The sequence below is a fragment of the Psychrobacter sp. M4 genome, assembly GCF_055699795.1.
Genome location: NZ_CM146740.1, coordinates 3,445,262 through 3,471,620, shown reverse-complemented (window position 1 = coordinate 3,471,620; position 26,359 = coordinate 3,445,262). Strand labels below are relative to the sequence as shown.

At 44.4% G+C, this 26,359-nt stretch carries 24 protein-coding genes; 12 read left to right on the top strand and 12 right to left on the bottom strand.

All coding sequences use genetic code 11. The features are described from left to right. Nucleotides 1–133: 133 nt before the first annotated feature. Nucleotides 134–2,473: an ATP-dependent DNA helicase RecG gene (recG, locus tag ACR63N_RS14585; protein WP_472782246.1), complete on the top strand. Its 2,340-nt coding sequence runs from the start codon at nucleotides 134–136 to the stop codon at nucleotides 2,471–2,473. 199 nt (nucleotides 2,474–2,672) lie between these two features. Here recG and ACR63N_RS14580 read toward each other — a convergent pair whose 3' ends face one another. After that, nucleotides 2,673–2,864: a hypothetical protein gene (locus ACR63N_RS14580; protein ID WP_367105378.1), complete on the bottom strand. Its 192-nt coding sequence runs from the start codon at nucleotides 2,862–2,864 to the stop codon at nucleotides 2,673–2,675. A gap of 382 nt (nucleotides 2,865–3,246) precedes the next feature. On the opposite strand from ACR63N_RS14580, the gene ACR63N_RS14575 reads away from it, so the two are divergent. From ACR63N_RS14575 to ACR63N_RS14565, 3 genes are all read left to right on the top strand, one after another. Further along, nucleotides 3,247–4,602, top strand: a complete 1,356-nt coding sequence (locus ACR63N_RS14575; protein WP_367105379.1) for an efflux RND transporter periplasmic adaptor subunit — start codon at nucleotides 3,247–3,249, stop codon at nucleotides 4,600–4,602. Continuing rightward, complete coding sequence (locus ACR63N_RS14570; RefSeq protein WP_367105380.1) at nucleotides 4,599–7,700, top strand: efflux RND transporter permease subunit; 3,102 nt, start codon at nucleotides 4,599–4,601, stop codon at nucleotides 7,698–7,700. Before ACR63N_RS14575 ends, ACR63N_RS14570 begins: the two co-directional genes overlap by 4 nt. A 127-nt stretch (nucleotides 7,701–7,827) precedes the next feature. Beyond that, complete coding sequence (locus ACR63N_RS14565; RefSeq protein ID WP_472782245.1) at nucleotides 7,828–8,454, top strand: YceI family protein; 627 nt, start codon at nucleotides 7,828–7,830, stop codon at nucleotides 8,452–8,454. A gap of 50 nt (nucleotides 8,455–8,504) precedes the next feature. Here the strand turns inward: ACR63N_RS14565 and ACR63N_RS14560 are convergent, their stop codons facing one another. Next, nucleotides 8,505–9,593: an alanine/ornithine racemase family PLP-dependent enzyme gene (locus ACR63N_RS14560; protein ID WP_472782244.1), complete on the bottom strand. Its 1,089-nt coding sequence runs from the start codon at nucleotides 9,591–9,593 to the stop codon at nucleotides 8,505–8,507. A 264-nt stretch (nucleotides 9,594–9,857) separates the two neighbouring features. Between ACR63N_RS14560 and ACR63N_RS14555 the strand changes: the two genes are divergently transcribed. From ACR63N_RS14555 to ACR63N_RS14525, 7 genes are all read left to right on the top strand, one after another. After that, nucleotides 9,858–10,289, top strand: coding sequence for an Lrp/AsnC family transcriptional regulator (locus ACR63N_RS14555; protein WP_472782243.1), 432 nt, complete (start codon nucleotides 9,858–9,860; stop codon nucleotides 10,287–10,289). Between the two features lie 228 nt (nucleotides 10,290–10,517). Continuing rightward, nucleotides 10,518–11,540, top strand: a complete 1,023-nt coding sequence (locus ACR63N_RS14550; RefSeq protein ID WP_472782242.1) for a DUF1852 domain-containing protein — start codon at nucleotides 10,518–10,520, stop codon at nucleotides 11,538–11,540. Between the two features lie 61 nt (nucleotides 11,541–11,601). Then, nucleotides 11,602–12,630, top strand: a complete 1,029-nt coding sequence (locus ACR63N_RS14545; RefSeq protein ID WP_472782241.1) for a methionine synthase — start codon at nucleotides 11,602–11,604, stop codon at nucleotides 12,628–12,630. A gap of 210 nt (nucleotides 12,631–12,840) precedes the next feature. Continuing rightward, a complete protein-coding gene (locus ACR63N_RS14540; protein ID WP_367107523.1) occupies nucleotides 12,841–13,344 on the top strand; it encodes a flavin reductase in 504 nt (167 codons plus the stop codon). Nucleotides 13,345–13,427: 83 nt separating this feature from the next. Further along, complete coding sequence (locus tag ACR63N_RS14535) at nucleotides 13,428–14,261, top strand: sulfite exporter TauE/SafE family protein (RefSeq protein ID WP_472782240.1); 834 nt, start codon at nucleotides 13,428–13,430, stop codon at nucleotides 14,259–14,261. An 87-nt stretch (nucleotides 14,262–14,348) separates the two neighbouring features. After that, nucleotides 14,349–14,705: a type II toxin-antitoxin system RelE/ParE family toxin gene (locus ACR63N_RS14530; protein WP_367107505.1), complete on the top strand. Its 357-nt coding sequence runs from the start codon at nucleotides 14,349–14,351 to the stop codon at nucleotides 14,703–14,705. Beyond that, entirely contained in the window at nucleotides 14,698–15,000 is a 303-nt protein-coding gene (locus ACR63N_RS14525; protein WP_472782239.1) for a helix-turn-helix domain-containing protein, read from the top strand. The genes ACR63N_RS14530 and ACR63N_RS14525 overlap by 8 nt, the downstream gene beginning before the upstream one ends. 171 nt (nucleotides 15,001–15,171) lie before the next feature. Here ACR63N_RS14525 and ACR63N_RS14520 read toward each other — a convergent pair whose 3' ends face one another. The 3 genes from ACR63N_RS14520 to ACR63N_RS14510 form a co-directional block, all read right to left on the bottom strand. Next, the gene (locus tag ACR63N_RS14520) at nucleotides 15,172–15,615 is read right to left on the bottom strand and encodes a hypothetical protein (RefSeq protein WP_367105389.1); all 444 of its coding nucleotides are present in this window, start codon (nucleotides 15,613–15,615) and stop codon (nucleotides 15,172–15,174) included. A 159-nt stretch (nucleotides 15,616–15,774) separates the two neighbouring features. After that, a complete protein-coding gene (gene truC, locus ACR63N_RS14515; protein WP_472782238.1) occupies nucleotides 15,775–16,578 on the bottom strand; it encodes a tRNA pseudouridine(65) synthase TruC in 804 nt (267 codons plus the stop codon). Between the two features lie 10 nt (nucleotides 16,579–16,588). After that, a complete protein-coding gene (locus ACR63N_RS14510; RefSeq protein WP_472782237.1) occupies nucleotides 16,589–17,131 on the bottom strand; it encodes a PaaI family thioesterase in 543 nt (180 codons plus the stop codon). 317 nt (nucleotides 17,132–17,448) lie between these two features. On the opposite strand from ACR63N_RS14510, the gene ACR63N_RS14505 reads away from it, so the two are divergent. Further along, a complete protein-coding gene (locus ACR63N_RS14505; protein ID WP_472782236.1) occupies nucleotides 17,449–18,192 on the top strand; it encodes an amidohydrolase family protein in 744 nt (247 codons plus the stop codon). A gap of 244 nt (nucleotides 18,193–18,436) precedes the next feature. Here the strand turns inward: ACR63N_RS14505 and glmS are convergent, their stop codons facing one another. The 7 genes from glmS to hisF form a co-directional block, all read right to left on the bottom strand. Beyond that, nucleotides 18,437–20,290, bottom strand: a complete 1,854-nt coding sequence (glmS, locus tag ACR63N_RS14500; RefSeq protein ID WP_472782235.1) for a glutamine--fructose-6-phosphate transaminase (isomerizing) — start codon at nucleotides 20,288–20,290, stop codon at nucleotides 18,437–18,439. Between the two features lie 136 nt (nucleotides 20,291–20,426). After that, nucleotides 20,427–21,809 (bottom strand): bifunctional UDP-N-acetylglucosamine diphosphorylase/glucosamine-1-phosphate N-acetyltransferase GlmU, encoded by a 1,383-nt coding sequence (gene glmU, locus ACR63N_RS14495; RefSeq protein WP_367105394.1) that lies wholly within the window; start codon nucleotides 21,807–21,809, stop codon nucleotides 20,427–20,429. Between the two features lie 195 nt (nucleotides 21,810–22,004). Further along, nucleotides 22,005–22,592 carry a phosphatidylglycerophosphatase A family protein gene (locus ACR63N_RS14490; protein ID WP_472782234.1) on the bottom strand — a complete coding sequence of 196 codons (588 nt, stop codon included), beginning with the start codon at nucleotides 22,590–22,592 and terminating at the stop codon, nucleotides 22,005–22,007. 3 nt (nucleotides 22,593–22,595) lie between these two features. Next, a complete protein-coding gene (gene thiL, locus ACR63N_RS14485) occupies nucleotides 22,596–23,639 on the bottom strand; it encodes a thiamine-phosphate kinase (protein ID WP_472782233.1) in 1,044 nt (347 codons plus the stop codon). Continuing rightward, on the bottom strand, nucleotides 23,636–24,700 hold the full coding sequence (nusB, locus tag ACR63N_RS14480) for a transcription antitermination factor NusB (protein WP_472782232.1): 1,065 nt from the start codon (nucleotides 24,698–24,700) through the stop codon (nucleotides 23,636–23,638). The genes thiL and nusB overlap by 4 nt, the downstream gene beginning before the upstream one ends. 283 nt (nucleotides 24,701–24,983) lie before the next feature. Then, nucleotides 24,984–25,502: a 6,7-dimethyl-8-ribityllumazine synthase gene (gene ribH, locus ACR63N_RS14475; protein WP_367105398.1), complete on the bottom strand. Its 519-nt coding sequence runs from the start codon at nucleotides 25,500–25,502 to the stop codon at nucleotides 24,984–24,986. Between the two features lie 73 nt (nucleotides 25,503–25,575). Then, on the bottom strand, nucleotides 25,576–26,358 hold the full coding sequence (gene hisF / locus ACR63N_RS14470; protein WP_472782231.1) for an imidazole glycerol phosphate synthase subunit HisF: 783 nt from the start codon (nucleotides 26,356–26,358) through the stop codon (nucleotides 25,576–25,578). Nucleotide 26,359 lies beyond the last annotated feature (1 nt).

Here is a 26,359-nt window from a genome sequence, read left to right as displayed (position 1 = left end):
ACATAATGAGCTATATTGTCAGTTATAATGCTAAACACGATGCAGTTATTATAATTGTAGTTACTAGCATTTTAGATAGCACATTATCTAGTATCAGTTATCAATTTCAGAGTCATTTTGCAAAGGTTTTTTGATGCCAACATCTGTAAGTCAAATACTAAGTTACCCTATAGATAATGTGTCTGCCTCAGCGCTGGATATGGCAGTGTCGGCGCTTGGCGGCGTGGGACCAAAAGTGGCTGAGCAGCTTGCGCAACTGGGTATCGTGCGTATATTTGACTTATTATTGCATCTGCCGCGTGATTATGAGGATCGCAGCCGATTAGTCGCTATCAGCGATATAGCGCATGGACAAGCAGCACTGGTGACTGGTCGCATCGTCCACGTTGATAATAAACGTAGCGGCATGACGGTAATCGTAGATGATGGTAGCGCTACCTTGTCTCTGCGTTTTTTTAAGGTTTATCGCGGCCTTATGCAAACGATGAGCTTGGGCAGCCAGCTGCAGTTGTTTGGCGAAGTCAAAGTTAGCCGTTACGGCAAACAGATGCACCACCCTGAATATCAGATTATCACCGATAGTGCGGTGCTGACCAATACCGGATTGCAGCCCATTTATCCAACGGTTAAGGGTCTACATCAAAATAAGCTACGTACCTTAATTAAGCTGGCGCTGCAAACGGTGCGTAGTCAAGGTTTGCCCATGACGCTATTTGATAAAGACGACTTTGCTGTGGTCGCTGATTTGCCGCTTGCGCCTTTTATTCCCACAGTATCATCGGTTTATAACGACGACTCTGAGGATATATTCTCAGCGCTGGCGCGTAGTGTGCCAGACAATGATGTTAATAATAATAGCAATAGTGTCCATAAAACCAGTCCCAGCGCTTATACGACAACTAGCGATACGGTTATCAATACAGCAGCCAACAGTAACGTCTATAATTTAACTATATTTGAGGCGTTAGTACTGCTACATACGCCGCCCACTTATACTGATACCGCTCAGCAATATAAATTACTAACTCAGCTAACCGCGCGTACCCATGCTGCTTGTCAGCGTTTGATTATTGAGGAGCTGACCGCGCATCAGCTCAGCCTACTCTATCGGCGTCAGCAATTACATAAATACAAAGCGCCCAAATGTGCTTTGAAAAGCCCGCTTACTGACAATCTATTTGCCGCGCTACCTTTTGAATTAACGGGCGCGCAGCAGCGGGTGATGAGAGATATCACCGCGGATATGGCAATCTCTATTCCGATGCTGCGGCTTATACAAGGCGATGTTGGTTCGGGCAAAACCTTGGTTGCTGCAGGGGCAGCAGGATACGCGCTTGATAGTGGCTGGCAAGTGGCGGTCATGGCACCAACTGAAATCTTGGCCGAGCAGCATCTGCTTAATTTTAAACAGTGGTTTGAACCCTTAGGCGTGGGTGTAGGCTGGCTCGCTGGCAAGCAAACCGCCAAACAGCGCCGCGAAGCGCTAGAAGCGGTGAGCGAGAACAGCGTGCAGATCGTGGTCGGAACTCATGCGCTGTTTCAAGAGCAGGTGCAGTTTGCTAAATTGGGCTTGGTGATTATTGATGAGCAGCACCGCTTTGGCGTTGAGCAGCGTATGGCGCTGACTAATAAAGGCGTTGCTGGTAGCACCCCGCATCAGCTGATTATGACGGCAACGCCGATTCCGCGTACGCTAGCGATGAGTGTCTACGGTGATATGGATACCTCTATCATTGATGAATTGCCACCCGGACGTACGCCGATTACTACGGTCACTATCGATCGCAATCGACGTGATGAGGTCATTGAGCGCATCGCTATCAACTGCGAGGCAGGGCGGCAGGCGTATTGGGTATGCTCGCTAGTAGAAGAGTCTAGTGTGCTCGATGCACAGGCCGCTGAAGCGACTTATGAGGATTTAAATGAGCGCTTAGACATTCGCATTGGACTGGTGCATGGCAAGATGAAAGCCGCTGAGAAGCAAGTGGTCATGCAAGATTTTAAAGCGGGCAAGCTTGATTTATTAATTGCGACAACAGTGATTGAGGTTGGCGTCGATGTACCCAATGCTTCGTTGATGGTGATCGAAAATGCTGAGCGTTTAGGGTTGTCACAGTTGCATCAATTGCGCGGACGGGTCGGGCGCGGCTCGACCAAAAGCTTTTGTGTGCTGCTGTATCAGACGCCATTGTCTGAAACGGGTATTGAGCGTCTAAACGTACTACGCGATAGTACCGATGGTTTTGTCATTGCGCAAAAAGATTTGGAGCTGCGCGGTCCTGGTGAGCTATTAGGTAAGCGGCAAACCGGTAATGTTGGCTACTATTTAGCCGATTTGATCCGTGATGAGCAGCTATTTGCCATTGCCCAGCGCTTGGCTAAACATTTAATCTCAGACCCTACGCGCAAAGCGGATGTCAGCCAGCTCATCCACCGCTGGATGCCGGAGGCCAGCCGTTATACCAATGCTTAATACCAATGTTTAATACTAATGCATAAAAAGTGCTTAGCAAGATTAGACAGTAATTATGGTATGTGCTTGTCACACTCATGTTATATTTATTATATAAAATTGACGTTAATTTATGATAAAAAAATAAAAATCAGGACAGCTAGTGCCGTCCTGATTTACGTGCTCAAAAAATGAGTTTAAAACGCAGCTAGAAAAAACCCTATTTATCCTTTTTCTTAGCTTTTTTCTCAGGTTTTTCTTTTTTAGCTTTCTTTAGGTCTTTTTTGAGATCTTTGAGTTTTTGTTGTTGCTTCTTCATTGCTTTCTTAATTTCTTTCTCGGCTTCTTTGATCTCGTTTTTAGTCTCTTTGATCTCATTCTTAAGCGCTTTTACCTTTTCTTTGTTAGCCATAATAAACTCCTTAATTTATAATTTAAAATGCTGGCCTGTACTAGGCTACGTAGCGTTTTAACAGTAGTAAAGATCAACAAATATTGATGCAATCTTAACTATGTCAATAAACCACATCATGACTCCATGGTAACAAACCTGCCTAAGAACACAAGACTAAACTGTAAGGGTATGGTTAGTACATAATAAAACCCATACATTAATAACGATAAAGTAGATCAGATATTCAGGTCAGTAAGGGTCAAAAGTTGACGCCTCAGATACGTAGCACAATTGACGCATCGGTAAGATAGTCTACAATATTCAACACCTTCCTTGTTTTTAGCTTTTTTATTTGTGATGAGCGGTATGCTATTACTGTACTTATCTATTGAGACCGATTATGAGTGACCTTGAACGCCCTGATAATAAGCAAGCGTCTACTACTGAGCCTAGCATCAACCCTCAGACCTCTTCTGAATCTGAGCTGCCACCCTACCGCCAATCTGAAGTAGCCAACAAACCTGTCTCTAAGATGCCGCCGTGGCTTATTCCGGTATTGATAGCTATGCTAGTAATCGGTGTTCTGCTCGGTAGATATTGGGGCAGTAGTGAGGTGACAGCTGGGGATCAGCAGCCTGTGAGTACGAGCACAGCGACTAGTACGTCAGCTGATGGCGCGGTTACTGAACAGTCTGTCCTATCGGTAGAAACCATCATGCCAAGCCAAGGTAGTATCGGTAATACTTTGACAGCTGATGGTGTGATTGCAGCCAAAGATATCGCTAATGTCAGTGCCAAGGTCAACGGCGTCGCTATTGAGCAAGTATTGGTTGAAGAAGGAGGGCAGGTTAAAGCAGGTCAAGTCTTGGCAGTGTTTGATACCGATGCTATGGAGCAGCAAATACTACAAGCACAAGCTGATGTAGCCGAAGCGGAAGCTACCCTTGCTAATGCCAGTGCTGATGCGGCGCGTGTACTACCGCTGCTTGATATAGATGCAATAAGCCGTCAAGAAGCGGATCGTTATCGCACCTCAAAACTGCGTGCTGAAGCGTCACTACAAGCGGCTAAAGCACGTTTGAGCAATCAGCAATTAACGCTTAACAATGCCGAAGTCATTGCTCCTGTCAGCGGTATTATCAGTGAAAAGATAGCTGAGGTGGGTATGGTGGCAGGAGGCGAGCCGCTATTTACCATTATCAAAAACGGTGTTTTGGAGTGGCGCGCAGATATCGATCCCAAGCTTGTCAGCCAGATCAACGTGGGTACGCCTGTGCAAGTAAATCTGCCGCAAGATCAAGCGGTCATGGGTGAGGTGCGCCGTATAGCGCCAACTGCCGATAACAATCGTCAAATTACTATTTATGCCAGCTTAGCCAATAACCCAGCGGCGCGTGCCGGCATGTATCAAACGGGCGAATTTCTACTCGGTAGCGAGAACCTACAAACGGTACCCAATACGGCTATCGTCAGTAATGATGGCTACGATTATGTCATGCTCGTCACCAATATCACCACCCAAGACGGTAAGACGGTCGGTCGCATTTTGCAGCAGCGTGTGAGTCTAGGGGAGCGTATTGGCGAAAATGTGGCCCTTATAGAGCCGCTACCTGAAGCTAGCCAACTGGTTAAGCAGGGCGGTAGCTTTTTAAATGACGGTGACTTGGTACGGGTAGTTGAGGTTGCTGATACTGCTACTAATACTAATGCTAATGCTAATGCTGCTAACAGTACCGCTACGCAGGCGACCTTATGAACATGAACGTCTCTACCTATTCGATCAAAAACCCTTTAGTCGCCATCTTGCTATTCGTACTGCTTACATTGGGCGGTATTTATGGCTTTATGCAAATGAAGGTACAGCAGTTTCCTGATATTGACCTGCCCGCAGTAGTGGTGACAGTAACGTTACCGGGCGCGGCACCAACCCAGCTTGAAAACGATATTGCCAAAAAGATTGAAAATAGGCTAACTAGCATCGAAGGTATCAAGCATATTCGCACTACTTTACAAACGGGCGCGGCGACCATTGCTACGGAGTTCACTTTAGAAAAAGACATTCAAGAAGCGGTCGACGATGTGCGCTCAGCGGTCGGCGAGGTACGCGGAGATCTGCCCGCAGCCGCCAACGACCCTATTATTACTAAGGTGACCACCGCAGGCTTTCCAGTTGTCACGTATTCAGTAAGTGCCGACAATATGAGTGTTGAGGACTTATCTTGGTTCGTTGATGACACCATAACCAAGCGCTTATCAGATATCCAAGGCGTTGGTTCGATTAGCCGTATTGGCGGCCTTGAGCGCGAAATTATCGTCGCTGCTGACCCGATAACGCTCAGTGGTTTGCAGCTGTCTATTACCCAGCTCTCGCAGCAGCTGGCTGGCATTCAACAAGATAGCTCAGGCGGTGAGGCGGAAGTGGGCAATACCACGCAGACCATTCGCGTGCTAGGCGCAGTGGAGCGCGCCCGCGAGCTTAATGATGTGCAGATTGCCGTCCCTACTGGCGGCACACAAGCGCTTGGCCGTATGGCACAAGTGACCGATGGCGCCGCTGATCCTACTTCCATTGCCAAGCTTGATGGTCAAGCGGTGGTAGCATTTAACGTGATACGCTCGCGCGGCGCTAGTGAAGTTGAAGTCATGGAGCGCACAGACGCGGCACTTGCGCAACTGAGTACCGAGATGGGCAACATCACTATCGAAAAAGCTTACGATAGAGCAACCCCAGTAGCCGAAGATTATGAGGCATCGCTACGAATGCTCATTGAAGGTGGTATCTTAGCAGTTATTGTCGTATTTCTATTTTTGCGCAACATCCGCGCCACTATCGTAGCAGCAGTGGCGCTACCCTTGTCGGTGATTCCTACCTTTTTAGGGATGTATCTATTTGATTTTAGCCTAAATATTATCTCTTTACTGGCACTATCATTAGTGATCGGGGTGTTAGTCGATGATGCCATCGTTGAGGTTGAAAATATCATTCGCCATTTGCGCATGGGTAAAACGCCGTATGAGGCGGCGATGGAAGCGGCGGACGAGATTGGGCTTGCCGTTATTGCTACTACTTTTACCTTGATCGCGGTATTTCTGCCCACCGCCTTTATGGGCGGGGTAGTCGGGCAGTTTTTTCGCCAGTTTGGTTGGACGGCAGCGATGGCGATTTTTGCCTCGCTACTGGTGGCGCGTCTTATCACCCCTATGATGGCTGCCTATATTCTAAGGCCAGAAAAACATCACGTTGAAAAACAAAGCGTGCTGATGACTTGGTATTTAAAGGTAGTCTCTTGGACGCTGCAGCATCGCTGGCTGACCATGGGAGCTACTCTGATTTTATTTGTGGCATCCCTTGGATTGGTCAAACTGCTGCCCACCTCATTTATTCCGGATAATGATATCGATCAAACGCGAGTAGCTATTGAGCTGACCCCTGATGTTGAGCTTATGCAGACTGAGCGCGTAGCTATGCTAGCGCGCGAGCGTATCTTAGACCTGCCTGGTGTGACCCATGTGTTTACCGCGGTTGGAGAGGCGCAAGAAGCTATGGGACCAAGCTCTGGCAGTGGTGATGCAGAAAACATCGCTAGCCTAGATATCGTGCTAGCACCGCGCGCCGAGCGCCGCTCCAAAAAAGAGATTGAGCAGCAAATTAGTACGCTACTATCTGAGGTGCCAAGCGCGCGCTTTACGGTAGGACTATCGAGTGGCGGTGAGACCGGTTATAGCTTTTCATTGACCAGTACCAACCCGCAAGTACTTGAGCAAACGGTGCAACAGGTCATGGCGGATATCCGTGCACTGCCTATTGCAGGGTCGGTCACCAGTGATCGCAGTTTACCGCGCCAAGAATTAACCGTGATGCCTGACAGATTGGCCATGGCAGATAAAGGCGTGACCACTCAAGATGTCGCTGATACGCTGCGCATAGCGACAGTTGGTGACTATGAGCAGCGCTTATCCAAGCTCAACCTTGATACGCGTCAAGTACCTATCGTAGTACGTCTGCCCGATGTCGCCAAGCAAAATGTCAGCCAGTTGGAAGGTTTATATGTGCCAAGCGCGCGCCCAGCCGGACAAGGGGTGCGCGTAGGCGAAGTGGCTGATCTAAGCTTTGGTACGGGTCCTGCGCAGATCAACAGGCTTGACCGTGAACGCTCTATCACTATCACGGTGCAGCCTGCTGATGGTGAGCTTGGCGAGTTGGTACAAGCGGTGAAAGCTGTCCCAGCCATGCAACAGATACCGGCGTCTATTACGGTAATTGAACAAGGGCAAGCAGAGAACATGGCTGAGCTATTTAGCGGTTTTATCATCGCTATGTCGGTAGGCATTATCTGTATTTTAGGGGTGCTAATCCTCCTATTTGGTCGAATATTACAGCCTTTCACTATTTTAATGGCTCTGCCCCTATCAATAGGCGGCGCGTTTGTGGGCTTGGTGATTACCAATAGTAGCTTGTCCATGCCCTCAATGATTGGCTTTATTATGCTGATGGGTATTGCGACCAAAAACTCTATTTTGCTCGTCGATTACGCCTTGATTGCGCAGCGACGCGGCTTGGCGCGTTTTGATGCTATTCTTGATGCTTGTCGCAAACGCGCGCGACCCATTATTATGACCACTATTGCTATGGGCGCGGGCATGTTGCCGCTAGTATTTGGCTGGGGCGAGGCTGATCCTACCTTTAGACGTCCGATGGCGGCGGCAGTATTGGGCGGACTGGTCACCTCGACGCTACTAAGTTTGGTGGTTATTCCAGTAGTCTATACGCTCATGGATGATGTCTCAGGCTGGTTTGCTAAATGGCTAATTCCGCACGGTAAGGATAACGATCCAGTCATTGAAAAATCATAATGCAGTTAGTGCGTAATGTTTTTATATAAAATTGATCCTATTAAAGCGTGTCATAAGTTATAAATAAGAGTAGGCTAGAAATAGTACCGTAAAACTAACCAGCTATTACCAATAAAGGACTATAGGGATGAGCCGACTTTCACTTTTTAAAATGAAATGTTCTAAAACGACATGCAGGTGCGTTAAATCTTTAGGAGCGTCATTATTGCTTATAGGTGGGATCGCTAGTAGTCACGGCGCTACCTATTTACTAGAGCCTGCCAACAGCAACGTACGTTTCGCAATCGATCACTTTAATACCTCGACCAATACCGGCGGCTTTTATAATCTGACCGGACAGCTGGAGTATGATCAAAGGGCAAAAACGGGCAATGTCTCTTTAGTCATTCCTATTAATACTTTAAATACAGGCAATAAAGCCTTTGATATTGTCCTTAGAAGCGATGAATTCTTTGATATGAAAAAGTATCCTTGGGCTTACTTTAGGTCTACCAAATGGCATTTTGCTGATGACAATACGGGCGATGTGACCCGAGTCGATGGGGAGTTAACTATTCGCGATATTACTCATCCAGTAACGCTAACCGCTACTAAGTTCAATTGTTATTTTAGTTTTATAGCGAAAGGCTCAGTGTGCGGTGGTGATTTTACGACAACTATTGACCGCAGAGAGTGGGATATCAGTAAGTACACGCGGCTTGGGATCACAGAACAGGTAGATTTGAATATTCAGATTGAGGCAGCGAAGCAGTAGTGATAGTAAACTTCACAACTTAAACTTTATAACTAATGTATATCTCAACTCTATACCGCTCCCCATTCTAAACGCTCTTTTTCTACATAAGGTGAGGTCATAGCTTGCAACAAAGTGGGATAGTTGATATTGAAGCTTAATATATCTCCAACTTTAACTGAGCTATTTTGTACGTTTAAGACCATATGATCGCTACTGCCGCCGAGAATTTGGATATTTTCGTCGATAGGTATCAGGCCCTCAATGGGAATATCTTGGCGCCCAATAGCTGCAATAGCGCGGGAGTGCAGTCCAATATCTTCAAATGTTGGCGTTCTACCAAAAGCGTCGGTTCCAGTTTTTCCTTCTGGAAAAGAAGGTTTTACTTTTACTTCAATTATTTCGGCTTTTAGAGTAAATATATCGTCATGCATGCCAGCGATTGAGGCTTTCAAAATAGTACTATCTCTACCTAAGAATAGAGCTTCACCCAGACGAAGCTGATTAATACCTTCTGGCATATCATCATTAAGCATTAAAGAAAGTGTACTGGTGTTTCCGCCAGATATTACCGCAAGCTTATGGCCTAACTCATATAAAATACTGTCTTTTATTTTAAGCAAACGCTCCATCTTTTCTTTAGTAGGCAACACGCCGCTATAGCAAGCAAGATTGGTACCAATGCCACACCAGTCAATATGATCTTGCTTGAGAATAAAGCGACCCATCTCAAGTATATCTTTGGGTAGCACCCCTTCACGCAAATCTCCTAGCTCAACCATCAGAATAACGCGATGTACCACTCCCGCCGCTTGAGCTTGGGTCTGTAACCTTGTTAAAGTCTCTATCTCGGAAACCATGCTTGTATCTGCATATTGAATGGTATCTTTTATTTCATGAAGACCCGGCAAGCGCAGAAGTAAAGTTCGACAGTCGTTGGAGATTGATTTGATAGCTTGAAGGTTTTTTATTCTAGAGTCCGCTATCTCAGTTACTCCTTCATCGAGTAAAACTTTAATAATATCTGGATAGGCACAGACAGATTTGGATACAGGAATCCATGTCATGGGCCAGCTTTGAGCCGCAAACAACTGGTTTAAAAAGCGGATATTGTCACGCAATTTAGTCTCACTCCATACTAGTTTGGGAAACTTTTCCATAGTTAATTACCTTAGCGATAATCAAAAAAACTATCTTGCAAGAGAAGGTGGATGACTAAATTTAAGCTCATTGATTAAAAATAACCAACTTTTATTTGCCATACTTACACTAGGTACGTGATTGCTATTGCTATAGAATATCTTAGCAAGGTGGAGTGCTAGTTAAAATGCAATAAAATTATAAATTTCTTATTATTTTTTGACATTTTGCTAAGATATACTATACTTTTTGATAAATAGATCCCGTAATAAACAAGAGCGCTTATGAAACCCTATATTTATGATACTTTAGACAGTGAGCTTATTTCAGAGTTAAGAAAAGACGGGCGGGCGACGATTTCCTACCTTGCCAAAACGCTAAAAGTGTCTCGAGCAACGGTACAAAACCGACTTGATCGACTTATCGCCAGCGGTGCGATTCTCGGGTTTACCATTCGCGTACATGACGCTCTAGATCAAGATACTGTAAAAGCCATTATGATGGTTGAGTTATCCGGACAGTCGACAGCTCAGGTCATAAGAAAACTGCGCGGTATTCCAGAGCTAGTAAAGCTGCATACTACCAACGGTGCTTGGGATCTTGTTGTCGAAATACATACCGCAACCTTGAGCGAATTTGATGAAGTTTTGCGTAAAGTTCGGGAAGTGGATGGTATTTTAAATAGTGAAACCAGTCTGCTACTTTCAAGCTTGTAAAACTAAAGCAAATTTCACTAGCTCTTTTTTCTAATATAGCTCAATCTTTTAGTAAATAAGTCGCCAAAACGTCCACTATTTCATCTTATCTATCGTAACCACCTTATCAACATGAATAAAATTCATCTTTTATTAAAATAGTATCGTTTTTATTCATGTAGTAATTTAGGTATGATTTATCCCATACAAAATTTAGCTTTATCCAAGATAGCAAAGTAGGGGATCATCATGAGTAAACCTTTTACCTATTCCATCTCAAGCATTCGTTTTGATGAAAACTATCAGCCTGCAGATAGCACACGTCTAACGACGAACTTTGCCAATTTGGCGCGCGGCGAGAGTCGTCAAGAGAACTTACGCAAAACGCTGACTATGATAAATAACCGTTTTAATGATCTCGCGCATTGGGATAACCCAACAGCCGACCGTTATTCTGTTGAAGTCGATATCATCTCTGCAGACTTAGATATCGAAGGCAATGGCCACACATTTCCGGTCATTGAGACGCTGAAAACAACGATTATCGACCATAAAGAAAACAAGCGTATTGACGGCATGATTGGCAACAGCTTCTCATCTTACGTGCGCGATTATGACTTTAGCATCGTACTGCCAGAACATTTTGAGAAAAACCCAACATCGCCACCAGCAGCCGATTTTGGCGATTTGCACGGCAAACTGTTTCAACATTTATTGAACTCAGAAGCCTATCAAACCAACTTTAACAAACAACCTGTGATTTGCCTGAGTGTGTCAAGCAGTAAAGTCTATCAGCGTACTGGCAATCAGCATCCGGTATTAGGGGTTGAATACAAGCAAGATGAGTACTCCCTAACCGATGACTATTTTTATAAGATGGGCTTAACCGTACGCTATTTTATGCCTGCCGGTAGCGTGGCACCGTTAGCATTTTACTTTGCCGGAGATTTGCTCAGTGATTACAGCGATTTTGAGCTAATCAGTGCTATCAGCACCATGGAGACCTTCCAAAAGATTTACCGCCCTGAAATTTATAATGCCAACTCAACCGCGGGTCACGTATATCAGCCAAGTTTGAAGTACCAAGATTATTCCCTGACTCAAATTGTCTATGACCGCGAAGAGCGCAGCCAGATGGCAGTGACGCAAGGCAAATTTACGGAAGATGAGTTCATTAAACCGTATCAGGCTATTCTTGATGAGTGGGTGGCAAACTATGTTGTGACAAGTGAAACTGTGCAAAAAGAAGCGGTAAAAAGACGCGCGGCTTAATAGATCTTTATCAACCGACATATAAAAAACTAAAAGACCAAAATATAAAAGAGTAACCAATATGGAATTATTATTACCAACCTCAACCGCGGGCAGCTTACCGAAACCTTCTTGGTTGGCAGAACCTGAGAAAATTTGGTCTCCTTGGGCACTTGAAGGGGAGCAATTGAGTGAAGCCAAACGTGACGCGCTACGTTTAACCTTGCAAGAACAAAGACATGCAGGAATTGATATTGTCAGCGATGGTGAGCAGACCCGCCAGCATTTTGTGACTACCTTTATTGAACATCTTGACGGTGTAGATTTTGAGAATCGTAAAACCGTCAAAATTCGTGATCGCTATGAGGCGAGTGTGCCATCAGTCGTGGGTGCGGTGAGCCGTCAAAAGCCAGTATTTGTGGACGATGCTAAGTTCTTACGTCAGCAAACCGATCAGCCAATTAAATGGGCTTTGCCCGGTCCGATGACGATGATTGATACGCTGTATGACGGTCATTATAAGAGCCGTGAGAAATTAGCTTGGGAATTTGCCAAAATTCTCAATTTCGAGGCCAAAGAGTTAGAGGCAGCTGGGGTGGATATTATCCAATTCGATGAGCCTGCGTTTAACGTGTTCTTTGATGACGTCAATGACTGGGGTATTGCCACTTTAGAACGTGCTATTGAAGGTCTAAAGTGTGAAACGGCGGTGCATATTTGCTACGGCTATGGTATCAAAGCCAATAATGATTGGAAAAAAACACTGGGTTCCGAGTGGCGTCAATACGAGCAAACGTTTCCTAAATTGCAGCAGTCGAATATCGATATTGTCTCATTAGAGTGTCAAAACTCACATGTGCCGATGGATTTAATTGAATTGATTCGCGGCAAAAAAGTGATGATCGGTGCCATTGATGTGGCAACCAATACTATTGAAACCCCAGAAGAGGTGGCAGATACACTACGTAAAGCTCTGCAATTCGTCGATGCTGATAAGCTCTATCCTTCGACCAACTGCGGCATGGCACCTTTGTCGCGTTTCGTTGCGCAAGGTAAGCTGCAAGCGTTAAGTGCAGGCGCGGCAATCGTACGAAAAGAGCTGACAACTTAGCTTATTTTTGATTCTTCAAATATTAGCTTTTGTATGTTGAATGAGAACTTAGTTTTGTAGGCTGGATTTTTAATCCAGCATTGCAAAGTTGTAATATATAGAAGCCGAATGAACTCTTAGCCTATAACCGCTTGTTTAATCTTGTGAGTGCCTTCATTTATCAAGGCACTTAAAGCGTTAAAATTTAGGATTCCAGCAATGGTTGAGAATATGATTGAAGTCACCGATTTTAGAAATGCCATGTCGTTGCTCACGGCGGCGGTCAATGTAATCACTACCAATGGTGCCTCTGGTGCTCATGGATTTACCGCATCTGCGGTATGTAGTGTCACTGATACCCCACCAACTTTGTTGGTGTGTATGAATCAGGCAGCGCGCTCACATGCTCATTTTATTGACAATAAAATATTGAGTGTTAATGTGTTAGGCGCGCAGCATGAGGCCATATCCAATGCTTTTGCCTCCAAATTGAGCGCAGAAGAACGATTTAAATATGGTTCTTGGACCCAGCTAGCAACAGGTGCACCTATTTTACAAGATGCGCTAGTCAGTTTCGACTGCGTCATTGAGGATATCCAACAAGTGGGTACCCATAGTGTTTTTATGTGTCGGGTGGTCGCTATTGGACACGCCGAACCACAAGTCGAGGTCAATGAAAGCTTGGTTTACTTTAACCGCTCTTACCATTACGTTGGTCAAGTACAAGTCGCTTAAGCTGGCTATCTAACTGTCGCCCGATTAAAATAACTATTAGCCTAACCATCAAACTCATTATTTAACTAAGAAGTAACGATCCTGTGGAATTAATCACTTTTTTAATCATTGGCGCTCTAGCAGGATTTGCGGCAGGGCTGTTTGGCGTGGGCGGTGGCACCATTATCGTACCGCTATTATTTATTGTCTTTACGCAAATGAACTACAGTCCTGACAATATCATGCATCTGGCCTTAGGGACGTCTCTTGCGACCATTATCGTCACCTCTATCAGCTCGCTCATGGCGCATAATAAAAAGGGCGCAGTCATGTGGCCTGTCTTTAAAAATCTGGCGCCAGGCTTAGCGATTGGTTGCTTTTTGGGCGCGGGAATAGCAGGACAGATATCTGGGCTATATCTTCAGCTCATTGTTGGGGTGTTTCTGCTTTGGGTCGCTTATAAGATGTTTTTCGGTGTTAAGAAGAAGGTCGCTAGTCAGACTAACCATATTGACGGCCTCAACTACGCTCAGACTGAATTACCGTCAAAACCTAAGCAACTCGTGGCAGGCGGCGTCATCGGTATCGCTTCTGCCATTTTCGGTATTGGCGGCGGTAGCTTAACGGTGCCTTATCTCACTCGATATAATGTGGTTATGCAAAAAGCAGTGGGCACGTCAGCAGCGTGCGGTCTGCCGATTGCCATTGCTGGTGCGCTAGGGTATATGGTATTTGGGACGCAGGCGCAAATAAACGTACCCAATACGATTGGCTTTGTGCACATTTATGCGTTCTTAGGTATTAGTATCATGAGCTTTTTCACCGCCAAAGTAGGCGCAAAAGTCGCGCATATCTTATCGCCAGAGATTTTGAAAAAGTGTTTTTCGGTATTGTTGTTTGTAGTCGGGATTTATTTTCTTTATAAGGGTTTGGTTTAGGAAGCAACTAGGCGTTTTAAATTGCTATTTGAAAAATAGCTTAGATAACTATACTATATAGACTATAATCTATGTTGCGGTTGTAATATGTGGATTGTCATCACAACAGAGCTGTTTAACGAATGGCTGGAACAGCAAGAAGACGCCATGCAAGAAAAAGTGCTAGCAGCTTTAGTGGTTCTAGAGCAACAAGGACCGAGTCTAGGTCGTCCTTTAGTTGATACTGTGTATGACTCAAAATTTACTAATATGAAAGAACTACGGGTTCAGTATCGAGGCAAACCACTCCGAGCTTTTTTTGCATTTGATCCATTACGTCAGGCTATCGTACTTTGTATAGGTCATAAAGGCGGTAAAAAGCGATTTTATAAAGAGATGCTTGCGCTTGCAGACGAGCAGTATGAGCTTCATCTCGCAACATTAGGAGAATCATCTAATGACTAAAACTCTGCAAGAATTATTAGCTAAGCGCTCTCCAGAAAGCCAAGCTCGCATTCAAGAAATGGCTGATAGTCTACTTTTAGAGAGTCAGCTTTACCGTATTCGTGAAGAATTGAATATTTCGCAAAAAGAGCTTGCCGAAACCCTTGGCATTAAACAACCGTCGCTCTCAGCAATAGAAAATCGGGGTAGTGATCTGAAGATTTCGACAATGAAAAAATACGTTGAAGGAATGGGTGGTAAGCTGCGTATCGATGTTGAGCTGCCGACAGGAAAGCATATAGGGTTTAAGGTTTAAATTGCTTAGGTAGTAACTCTTAATTTTAAAGGATGATTATATTTTTAACTCATCATTGGTATATTCTTGTTTTATTGCGCCCGTAAAACATAAACGTCTAGTAAAAAGAAAGTAGTTAGCGACAATGCTAATGAACGCTTGTTTTCAAAGTCTAAGTAACTCGGGTATACCTCAAAAGCCCTCATTCAGAAATTCATTATATTTAGAGGAGAATCTATGCAAATCATTCTTCAATTTTTCATCTAAAGTATCATATAAGTCATTTTTCAAAACGTTATAAGCACTTACAAAAGCACTTTTATTTTTTTGAGTATATTCTTGCATCATATCTACGAAAGAAAATGAATTAAGTATGTTGAATAGAATATATATATTGTTAGGGTCATATTCCAAAGCCTTTTGGAAGTAAATCAATGGAGAGTAGTTTTGTTGATCTTCTGCAAGATATGGAGCAATATCTACAGTTACTCCTTTCAAAGTCAAAGCCTCAGCTATCTCATCGTCTGTTGAAAGACTATCAAAAATCACTTCGTTTAAAATATTTATAGCTAGCTCTGGCTCATTTTTTTTGCAAAAATTTTCTGCTTGAGCAAGTTTCTTTTGTATAATAGACATTAATTTATTTGCCCTTTTATTTTAAGTTATATCGTCAACAGCTCGACTCCTGTATAACGAACTGACCAAGAATATAATGTGTACAGTAAATATTCTATAACTATCAAATGAATTATAGCGCTAACAATAATAGACTATAACCAAAGTTTCAAGTCCTCACTAGAGACTTGAAACCTCAGCACTCTCCACCCAATCAAACGCCTCTAATACATTCATCCATTGCTCATCCAACCCTGCTTCTAAAAGTAAGGGTTTACCAGTAACCGGATGACTAAGCGCTAAACTCTGCGCATGCAGTAGCATACGCTCGCAGCTATATTGACTCCGAAAAAATCGATTATGCCGTCCGTCGCCGTGACTGGTATCACCTACTATATGATGAAAGATGTGTCTCATGTGCCGACGCAGCTGATGCTTACGTCCCGTCTCAGGGGTTAAGCGCACGAGGCTATAGCGAGTGGTATCATGCTTTTTTGATACCGCAAAGGTTAGCTCAATTTGTGCCAAAGATTGCCAATGGGTGACTGCTTCTTGCGCGGGTTTGTCCAAGTCCGCAAACTTATCGGCAATAGCGTCAGGCTTAAAGCTTAACGCATAGTCAACCACTCCTTGCTCGGGCATAAACCCGCGCACTACGGCTAAATATTGCTTAGTAACCTTGTGCTCAGTAAAAGCCTCGGTCAGGCTGCGTGCAACGTTTGGGCTTTTGGCAAAGAGCAACACGCCTGATGTTGGTTTGTCTAACCTATGCACGGGAAAGACGTGGCAACCTACCGCATCACGAGTGAGCTGCATAGCAAAGCGTGTCTCGCCTTTATCCAGCCAACTGCGATGCACGAGTAGACCCGCTTCTTTATTTATCGCTACAATAAATTCATCTTCGTAGATGATTTCTATTTGATCGGTGGTGTCATTTTCTATATTCATGCTTTCAGTGCTTATAATCTTAGCAGAGGTTGCCATAATAGTTTGCCTACTTCATATCAAATACTAAGCAAGTGGTCGTGGCATGAGCATAAAGTTTGCCATCAGGTCCGACAATTCGGCCTTCAGCGGTCGCTGTCTGCCGACCAACGTGGATAGTATTGGCTTCAGCACGTACTAACGGGATATCTTTAGTCAAGGCACGAATCATATTTACCTTGATCTCAAGTGTGGTATAGCCTTTGCCAGCAGGTAAGGTTGAGTGAATAGCGCAGGCAACAGCAGAATCAAGAATGGTACAGAACCAACCGCCATGTACGCTGCCTAGTGGATTGTAATGTTGTTGACTAGGTCGACCTTGAAAGATGGCACTACCATCCTTTATCTGAATAGGAATAAAATCAAGCGTCTCTCCTATTGGTGGTGAAGGTAAGTGACCAGCAAACATAGCATTAAAAAATGCTTTACCATTGATACTGACCATTTTATCAGGTGTTATTACTCCTGCAGAACCTAACGTAGCCCGTACTTGCAACTCGTCAGCTTCCCAAGTGGCTGTCACATCGGTAGCGTCTATTTTTATATCATCCATTTTACTATCCTTTTTTATCATGTTTATATTTATATCAGTGGTTATTACGGATTCAAAAACTTGCTCACATACTATTTAATCTAAACTATCTTGTAGGAATAGATGCGATTTCCTATACAAGCATCATCCTGTACGCTTTTTTACTAATACTATAGCGATATTAAATAAGTATTTATTGCTCTGCTATATTTGCTGTCTTTCTGATAGGTTCTTATAAATATAACTGGCTTAGTTTTCTAATATAAATGGTTTTATAATAATGGTCTGTTTTGAGTAGTCTAAATTTATTCAAGCCGAATCTGGAGTAAGCTATTAAAATGAGAATTTTTGATTCACACTTTCATATTATCGATTTTGATTTTCCAGTCATTGAGAATCAGGGATACTTACCATCAAATTATGTTGTAGAAGACTATCAAAATGAAACTGTTAATTTAAATATTTTGGGTGGAGCAATTGTATCGGGGTCTTTTCAAGGATTTGATCAAGGGTATCTATTAAAAGCACTTAGCAAAATGGGCTCAACCTATTGCGGCGTAACACAATTACCATTTACGGTTACAGATGAGGAGATTATAAAACTTAATGAAAATGGAGTAAAAGCATTACGCTTTAATATCAAACGAGGAGGGTCAGAGGGTTTATCAAAATTAGCTTACTTTGCTAGAAGAGTTCATGAGCTAGTTGGATGGCACAGTGAGCTTTATATAGATGCAAAAGAACTAGCCAAAATTTCATCAACTATTGGAAGCTTACCTGCTATATCCGTTGATCATCTCGGGTTATCTGAAGAAGGGCTGCCACATTTATTAAAACTGGTTGATAAAGGCGTTCGAGTCAAGGCTACTGGCTTTGGTCGTGTAGAATTGAACGTAGAAAACGCTTTGAAAGCAATTAATGACGCTAATCCTAATGCGCTTATGTTCGGAACAGATTTACCCTCTACAAGAGCAAAAAGACCTTTTGATGTTTTAGACATCAAACTAATACAGCAACTATTTGATGAACAAGCTACTAATAAAATTCTCTACAAAAACGCCCATCAATGGTATTTCGGATGATTTTTTTAATGGTTACTCATAATAGACATTAAATTAAATAAACTTAGAAAGCTATTATTTTAGTCGTTTTAGATATTCTCATCATCTTAATAGAGCAATATACTGGGATAGTCTCAGATTATTAAACCCTTTCTATTTTTCCTATCCAAAAAAATCCTCCGCCATCTCATTAATATAGGATAGCGAAGGATTCAAGATAATAAGTACTTACTTAATAATAATTACTCATCTAAAAATTAAAAACCTACTCAACCGTAACACTCTTAGCCAAGTTACGCGGCTGATCGACGTCCGTACCGCGCATAACCGCTACGTGATATGACAACAATTGGATGGGCACACTATAAATGATTGGCGCTAGTATCTCGCAGACATCCGGTACATAGACCACATGTAAGCGATCCTCCGCTACCATTTGGCTGGCTTCACTAGCAAACACAAACAGCTCACCGTGACGCGCGTGCACCTCTTGCATATTGGCTTTGAGCTTATCAAACATACTATCTTTTGGTGCTAGCACTACGATAGGCATGTCTTTATCAACTAATGCTAGAGGACCGTGCTTAAGCTCACCTGCCGCATAGCCTTCGGCATGAATGTATGAGATCTCTTTAAGCTTAAGCGCGCCTTCTAAAGCAATCGGAAACTGTAGTCCACGACCTAAGAACAGACAGCTTTTCTTATCTTCAAAGCTTTCACTCATCGCTTGGATAGGCCCATCTAGCTTGAGGCTAGCATGCAGCTGACCTTGTAGTTTATGCAGATCTTCTAGTAAAGACGTCAACTGCCCATCTTCCATACGCTGCTGCACCGCGCCGACTTTTAGTAGGAGTAGCATAAGTGCGGCTAGCTGAGTAGTGAAAGCTTTGGTAGAGGCCACTCCGATCTCAGGGCCGGCCAGGGTTGGTAAAAAGATATCGGTTTCGCGTACCAATGAAGAGGTCGGTACGTTACATAGCGCTAAGCTGACCAGACCTGCTGGTTCATGCTTTTGGATCTCACGCAGCGCCGATAAAGTATCAGCAGTTTCGCCAGATTGTGAAATACAAATCACTAGCGAGTCATCAACGACTACTGGATTGCGGTAGCGAAACTCACTGGCAATCTCGACCGAGCAAGGCAAGCGCGTTAGGTTTTCAAACCAGTATTTGGCAACCATACCAGCATGATAACTGGTACCACAAGCCAAAATTTGGACGTGGCGCACACCAGATAACTGAGTCTCATGACGCTGCAAGAAGTCATCACGTAGCTTGTACGATTTAGAGCTTTTATCGTTATCGACTGCCATCTCGATAGTGCGCGCGACCGCATCTGGCTGCTCGTAGATCTCTTTGAGCATATAGTGCTTAAATTCGCCCTTGTCAGCGTTGTGCTGTTTGGCATCAATCTCATTAATCTTGCGATTAACCTCTTTACCGTCAGCATAAACCTGAATATCGTCGCGAGTAATTTTAGCGATATCGCCTTCTTCTAAATACATAAAACGGTTAGTCACAGGCAATAGCGCCAACTGATCGGAGGCGATAAAGTTCTCGCCGATACCGACACCGATGACGAGCGGCGAGCCTAGACGGACAGCGATTAGCTCGTCTGGACTATCCACATGGACGATACCAAGAGCAAAAGCGCCATGCAATAATGGTGTGACTTTACGCACGGCTTGCATCAAGTCAGAAGTTTGTTTATAAGCGTCATTAATCAAATGAGCGACAACCTCAGTATCGGTTTGCGAGGTAAACTCATAACCTTTATCAAGCAAATCTTCTTTAAGCTCAGCATAGTTCTCAACGATACCGTTATGGACGACGGCAATTTTACCTGAGACGTGCGGATGCGCATTACGCTGTGCCGGTTCGCCATGGGTTGCCCAGCGCGTATGTGCAATACCGATATGACCATAAAAGTTCTGCGGATCATTGGCGACCGCATCTACCAAAGCTTGCACTTTACCCACTTGACGCTCGCGATGCAGCTCATTATTACGGATAACGGTTAGGCCAGCAGAGTCATAGCCTCGGTATTCCAAACGTTTTAAGCCTTCGATCAAGATATTAGAGATATTGCGCTCAGCGACGGCGCCTACGATTCCGCACATAGCTATTCCTTAAATTATGTATAATTATCTAGGATAAAAATAAGAGGGTTAATGATAAATAGGGTTAAAGCAATACTGCAAAGATTACAATATTGCTTAGGTGTTCTTGTTTACGGGTATTCTTGTTCACAATTAACTATTTTGATTTTTTGGTAGGGCGCTCAAAGTCAGGTTTTTGTACTTGACGGGCGCGGCCCAAAGCTAGCGCTTTATTTTCAACATTCTCAGTAATTACTGAGCCTGCCGCGACCACTGCGCTTTCACCAATAGTAACTGGCGCTACTAAACTAGAGTTTGAGCCAATAAAGGCTTTGTCTTTAATAATGGTTTGCGACTTATTGACCCCATCATAATTGCAAGTGATAGTGCCTGCGCCAATATTAGCATCCGTACCGACAGTAGCGTCGCCAACGTAGCTTAAATGATTGACCTTGCTGCCTTGACCGATAACTGATTTTTTAATCTCTACAAAATTGCCTACTTTACTGTTGTCAGACAATACTGTGTCAGGACGCAGATTGGCAAAAGGACCAATGTCAACGCCTGAACCCACTTCGGTACGATCAATTACGCAATAAGGTTTGATATGGCAAGCATTACCAATGTTTGCATTTTTAATGACGCAGCCGGCTTCGATATAAACGTTATCACCTAAAGTGCAATCGCCCTCAAATACCACACCGACATCGACAAAGACATCTTGTCCCGCGCTTAGCGTGCCACGGATATCTACGCGCGCTGGATCAGCAAACTGTATTCCCGCCTCTTGCAGATCAGCGACAAGTTTGCCCTGCCATGTTCGCTCAAGACTAGCTAATTGCTGGCGGTTATTGACGCCTTCAATCTCAAAGGTGTGTTCAGGTTCGATCGCGGCAATAGCGATGCCATCAGCGACGGCCATTTTGACGATATCGGTCAAATAGTATTCACTTTGAGCATTGTCATTTGACAACTTAGGCAGGTATTTATGTAGTAGTGCATTATCAACGCAATAAATACCGCTGTTGATCTCTTTGATTTTCTGTTCGGTAGCGCTGGCATCTTTTTGCTCAACGATCGCTTCAATATTGCCCGAGGCATCGCGCTTAATACGGCCAAGGCCAAATGGATTATCTACCGTTAGTGTCAGCATCGACATGCCATCGGTGTTAGCTGCTTGTAGATCAGTCAAGGTCTGGCAACTTACTAGCGGCACATCACCGTACAAAATAAGACTTTGTCCCTCTTTTGGTAGCTCATCGAGGGTAACTTTAACCGCATGACCGGTTCCTAACTGTTCAGTCTGCGCGACCCAAGTAATGGGCAGATGCGCGTACCGAGTATCCATCGCTGACTGCACTTGGTCGCCGCCAAAACCGTACACCACAATGGTTTTAGCTACCGTTAAGTCATTACAAGTATCTAATACGTGTCCAAGTAAAGGTTTACCTGCTAATGTTTGTAGAACTTTGGGCTTAGCAGACTGCATACGTGTGCCTTTTCCGGCAGCCAGGATAATCACAGAAAGGGAGTTTGTCATAATTACTCTATAATAGATTCAATAAGATATCGCTCGATTATAACGCAAATGTCGAGAAAAAAACATATCCATTTAAACGAATGTTTTTAGTGTGGGTATCATTTATATATTATTGGGTTAGTAAGACATAGCTTAGTATTCTAAACTTGTACGTTTTACGTTTATAGTAATCTAATACTACAAACGATCTAGTATTTATAGCAGCATACCCATCATCACTATGATCCAGACCGCCGCTGCCATAAACCCTGCAATGATATCGTCGAGCATAATACCCAGGCCACCTGCGACTTTTTTATCCGCCCAGCCAATAGGTGGTGGTTTGATGATATCGAAAAACCTAAACAGTATAAAGGCGATGATTAGAGCAATAATAGACAGACTTTGTGAGATATCTTGCCAAAAGTTTGCTACCGTCACCCCCATGTAAGAAAAAGGCAGTAGGGTAATCCAAATACCCGCCCATTCATCCCAGACAATGTGCGGATCATCATGGACTTGCATCAATTCAGAGGTGCGGCCGCATATCCATATGCCTACAATACAGGACAATAGGGTAATGATTAAAAAAGGTACAAAGCCCAAGCTCATCAGCGGTATGGCGACAATAATTCCGCCAACTGTACCCCAAGTACCGGGTGCACGGCGAGGTAGGCCGCTACCCAAACCAATACCCAACCAGTAAACGATACCATCGAGGGTACTGGCATCGCTTGGAAGCGGCGGACAGTTATTAGCTTTACTGATATCTGGTTTATGATTGTGTTCGGCGTCGTCAGTCATAGGTTAACCTGCAAAATGTTGGTAACCGGTCAATGGAGGTAGGCTAGTAAAGGGGTGAGGTTGAGCGTCAGTCACGGCCTGTTCTTTGTAAAACAATTGCGGGCGCAAAGCTACCGTTGTATTTTGATCGTCAGCAAACGCAATGACTTCGCCAATACAGGTCACCTGGGTATTGCTATTGTTATTAACGGGCGGCTCTATATCGGCAGGTAAAGTAAAGGCCAACTCGTAATCATCGCCGCCAGTCAGTTGGCATAATAAACGCTCAGCCAAACTAACAGTTAATAAAGGCGAGCTAGTAGGTAATTGCTCAAGATTGAGACGCATACTTACGCCGCTTTGCTGGCAGATATGCCCTAGGTCTTGATAGAGACCGTCCGATATATCGATCATCGCTGTAGCGCCCATTTTCGCCAGCGCTGGGCCTAGCTCAATACGCGGCGTCGGCATGTGCAGCCGATGCGCAAGCTCTTGCCCGACTTCATGTTCAGGATGCTTTAAAGTGTAAGCGGCGTCCCCTAAGGTTCCTGAGACATAGATCTTGTCGCCTACTTGCGCGCCAGAGCGGTAAACGGCTGGCGTGTCTGCAGCTAGCAAGCCTTGGGCGCTGACGCTTAATACCAAGTTTTCGCTACGCGTAGTATCTCCGCCAATTAAAGTCATTCCAAACACTTTGCAAGCATGGAATAAACCTTGTGCAAATGTAGTGAGCCAAGCCTCAGTAGCTAAACGCTCAGGTAGTGCTAGTGCCAATAAAATACTGTGCGGCGCAGCTCCCATAGCCGCGATATCTGAGACGTTGACCGCTACCGCTTTATAGCCAATCTGAAAAGCCAGCTTTTCTACCTCATCCCAATCAGCGCCAAAGTGTCGCCCTTGTACTAGGGTGTCGATACAGCTGACTAAGCGTGCCCCTGTTGGTACAGCCATAACAGCGGCATCATCGCCAATAGCTTTTTCTATACCAGCAGCTTCCATGTCTTTATATGGCAGTTGCTCAGTTTGTATTTTTGAGAATACTTTCTCAATCAGCTCAAACTCGTTCATGACTCATCTTTAGCTTCAGAGCTGTTATCTTTATTGCCGTGGTCTTTAGATTCTTCAGAAACCTTATCTTTAGAACCAAGCAAATTAGAGTTTTCTAAACCGATATCTGCATCATCAGTAGTGTCTAGAAATTCGTCTTCTTCTACCGCCTCTACTGCGCTATTTTCTTTTGAAGGTAATTCCACCGCGGTATTTGGTACGCTAATAGGATTATCTTCACTATCAATATTGGCGATATCATCAGCCATTTTTACCTCTTTTTGATCGGTAGCAGTGCCAGCGTTGGTTTGACCAACATGAGTTTGATTGGAACGACTGCGCTTGATACCGGTTTTGTTAGCGCTAATACGGGGTTTGGTCGACGCGGTTGACTCGCTATCGATATCAGCTGCCGTAGCGTCCTCATTTCGCTGAGTTTGTTCAGTATCAGCTAGCTTGGCGGCGGCTTTTTGGGAGCTGCGCAAATTAGCTTTGCTGTCCGCTTGCACTTCAATAGCGCGTAGATCAATAGCCATTCTATCGAGGACCGCGTTGATCAGTTTGTGCGCGTCAGTTGCTCCAAAATGATTGTTTAGCTTCATGGCTTCATCAAGGACGACTTTATAGGGAATCTCAAGGCGGTTTTGCAGCTCATAAGCGCCGATTAATAAGATAGCGTGCTCGACGGTATCGAGCTTATCGATATCACGATCCAGATGCTGACTGATCAGCGCATCTAGCGCATCAATCTGCTCGGGGATATCGCGCATCATTTCATGATAGTAGCCAATATGTACCGTATGCATGGCGTTGGTAGCTCGCGTCCGTGCAGCGATATCGTGCGGCGCGTTGTCTTTCCAGCTGCGCTTGTCGGTCTGCTCAAAACGGCGATCAGTCACTAGCCACTCATATAACCCTTGCATGGCAAAGCGCCGCGCTTTACGGACGGCAGTGTGACTGGTTTTATAAGTAGACTCGCTCATGTCGAAATGTTGATTATCCGACTTGCCACTCGCGGCATCGGTAGCGTCGGTCTGTGCAGTTTGCGCAGCACTAATGGCGCGTTTGAGTTGGTCAGTCATAGGGAGTAATACCTAAATTTTAAAATAATATTAAGATCAAAAATAAGCTTAACCTATCAAAGCAGCGGTTACGCTAATTTTGAAAATGCTATAAATACAAAGTGTTAAATAGTAGTCGGCAGGCAAGCTATAGGTGACCGCCGGATTTTAGTGCTTAGATTCTAGTGCTTAGGCGCTATCGCTATTCATACAAAACCATAGCGCCCAATTAGGTAATTAAATAATATCGCATCAAATAAAGCAAAGAAGCAGGTTAAAGAGTGAGTCTAAGTCCCAAGTGCTATTAGTCATCATCGCTATCATCGATGTCTAACTGCGATAAGACAGCTAGCATCTCAAGCACTACCATAGCGGCCTCTGAGCCTTTATTACCAGCTTTGGTGCCCGCACGTTCAATCGCCTGCTCAATGCTATCGGTAGTTAATACGCCGTTAGCGACTGGGATATTGTAGTCGGTGGCAACACTGCTCAAACCTTTGGCAGACTCGCTCGCTACAAAATCAAAGTGCGGCGTACTACCACGGATAATAGCGCCTAGCGCAATAATGGCATCGAAGCGATCAGACTCAGCGGCGCGCTGGGCAACCAATGGCAATTCAAACGCACCGGGTACACGGACGACGGTGATATTGCTGCCCAATACGCCATGACGCAGGAGCGCATCGATGGCGCCATCAACTAATGATTCGACCACAAAACCGTTGAAACGACCAACGACGATACCAATACGAGCGTCTTGGTTTTGATGCAGATTGCCATCGATATGGGTCACGTCATTGCGCTGCTGTTGTAGATTTGACATAAAAATATCCTTTAGTTGTATGAGTTTAAGTGATTGGCGCTATGATAGCATTTTTTGCCGCTAGGGTTATGTATTACAAGCGCATCTGTATGCCTTGTGCTGCCATATATTCTTTGGCCTGCTGCACGGTATACTCGCCAAAGTGAAAAATACTGGCTGCCAGCACCGCATCGACGCCGCCATGGGTCACACCGTCTGCTAAATGTTGTAAATTACCCACGCCGCCTGAGGCAATGACAGGTACATTGACTTGACTGGTAATCTGCTGCATAAGCGCTAAATCATAGCCTTGTTTGGTGCCATCACCATCCATGGAGGTCACCAGCAGCTCGCCTGCGCCCAGCTCCGCCATTTTAATTGCCCAAGCAACGGCATCAATGCCGGTAGGTTTACGCCCGCCATGGGTGAAAATCTCCCAACGTGGCACCTTTATGCCGTCAATATCAATGTCTGCCACGCGCTTGGCATCGATCGCCACCACGATGCATTGATTACCAAATTTCTGCGCGGCCTCCCCAACGAATTCAGGGGTAAAAACGGCGGCTGAATTAATCGCCACTTTATCTGCTCCTGCATTGAGTAGGTTACGAATATCGGCGACTTTGCGTACGCCGCCGCCAACGGTTAACGGCACAAATACCGTCTCTGCCATACGCTCGACCGTATGATAAGTGGTATCGCGCGCGTCACTGGTAGCGGTAATGTCCAAAAAAGTAATCTCATCTGCGCCTTGCTCATTATAGCGTTTGGCAACTTCGACAGGGTCACCTGCGTCCCTAATATCGACGAATTGCACGCCTTTGACCACGCGGCCATTATCGACATCCAAGCAAGGAATGATACGCTTTGCTAACATA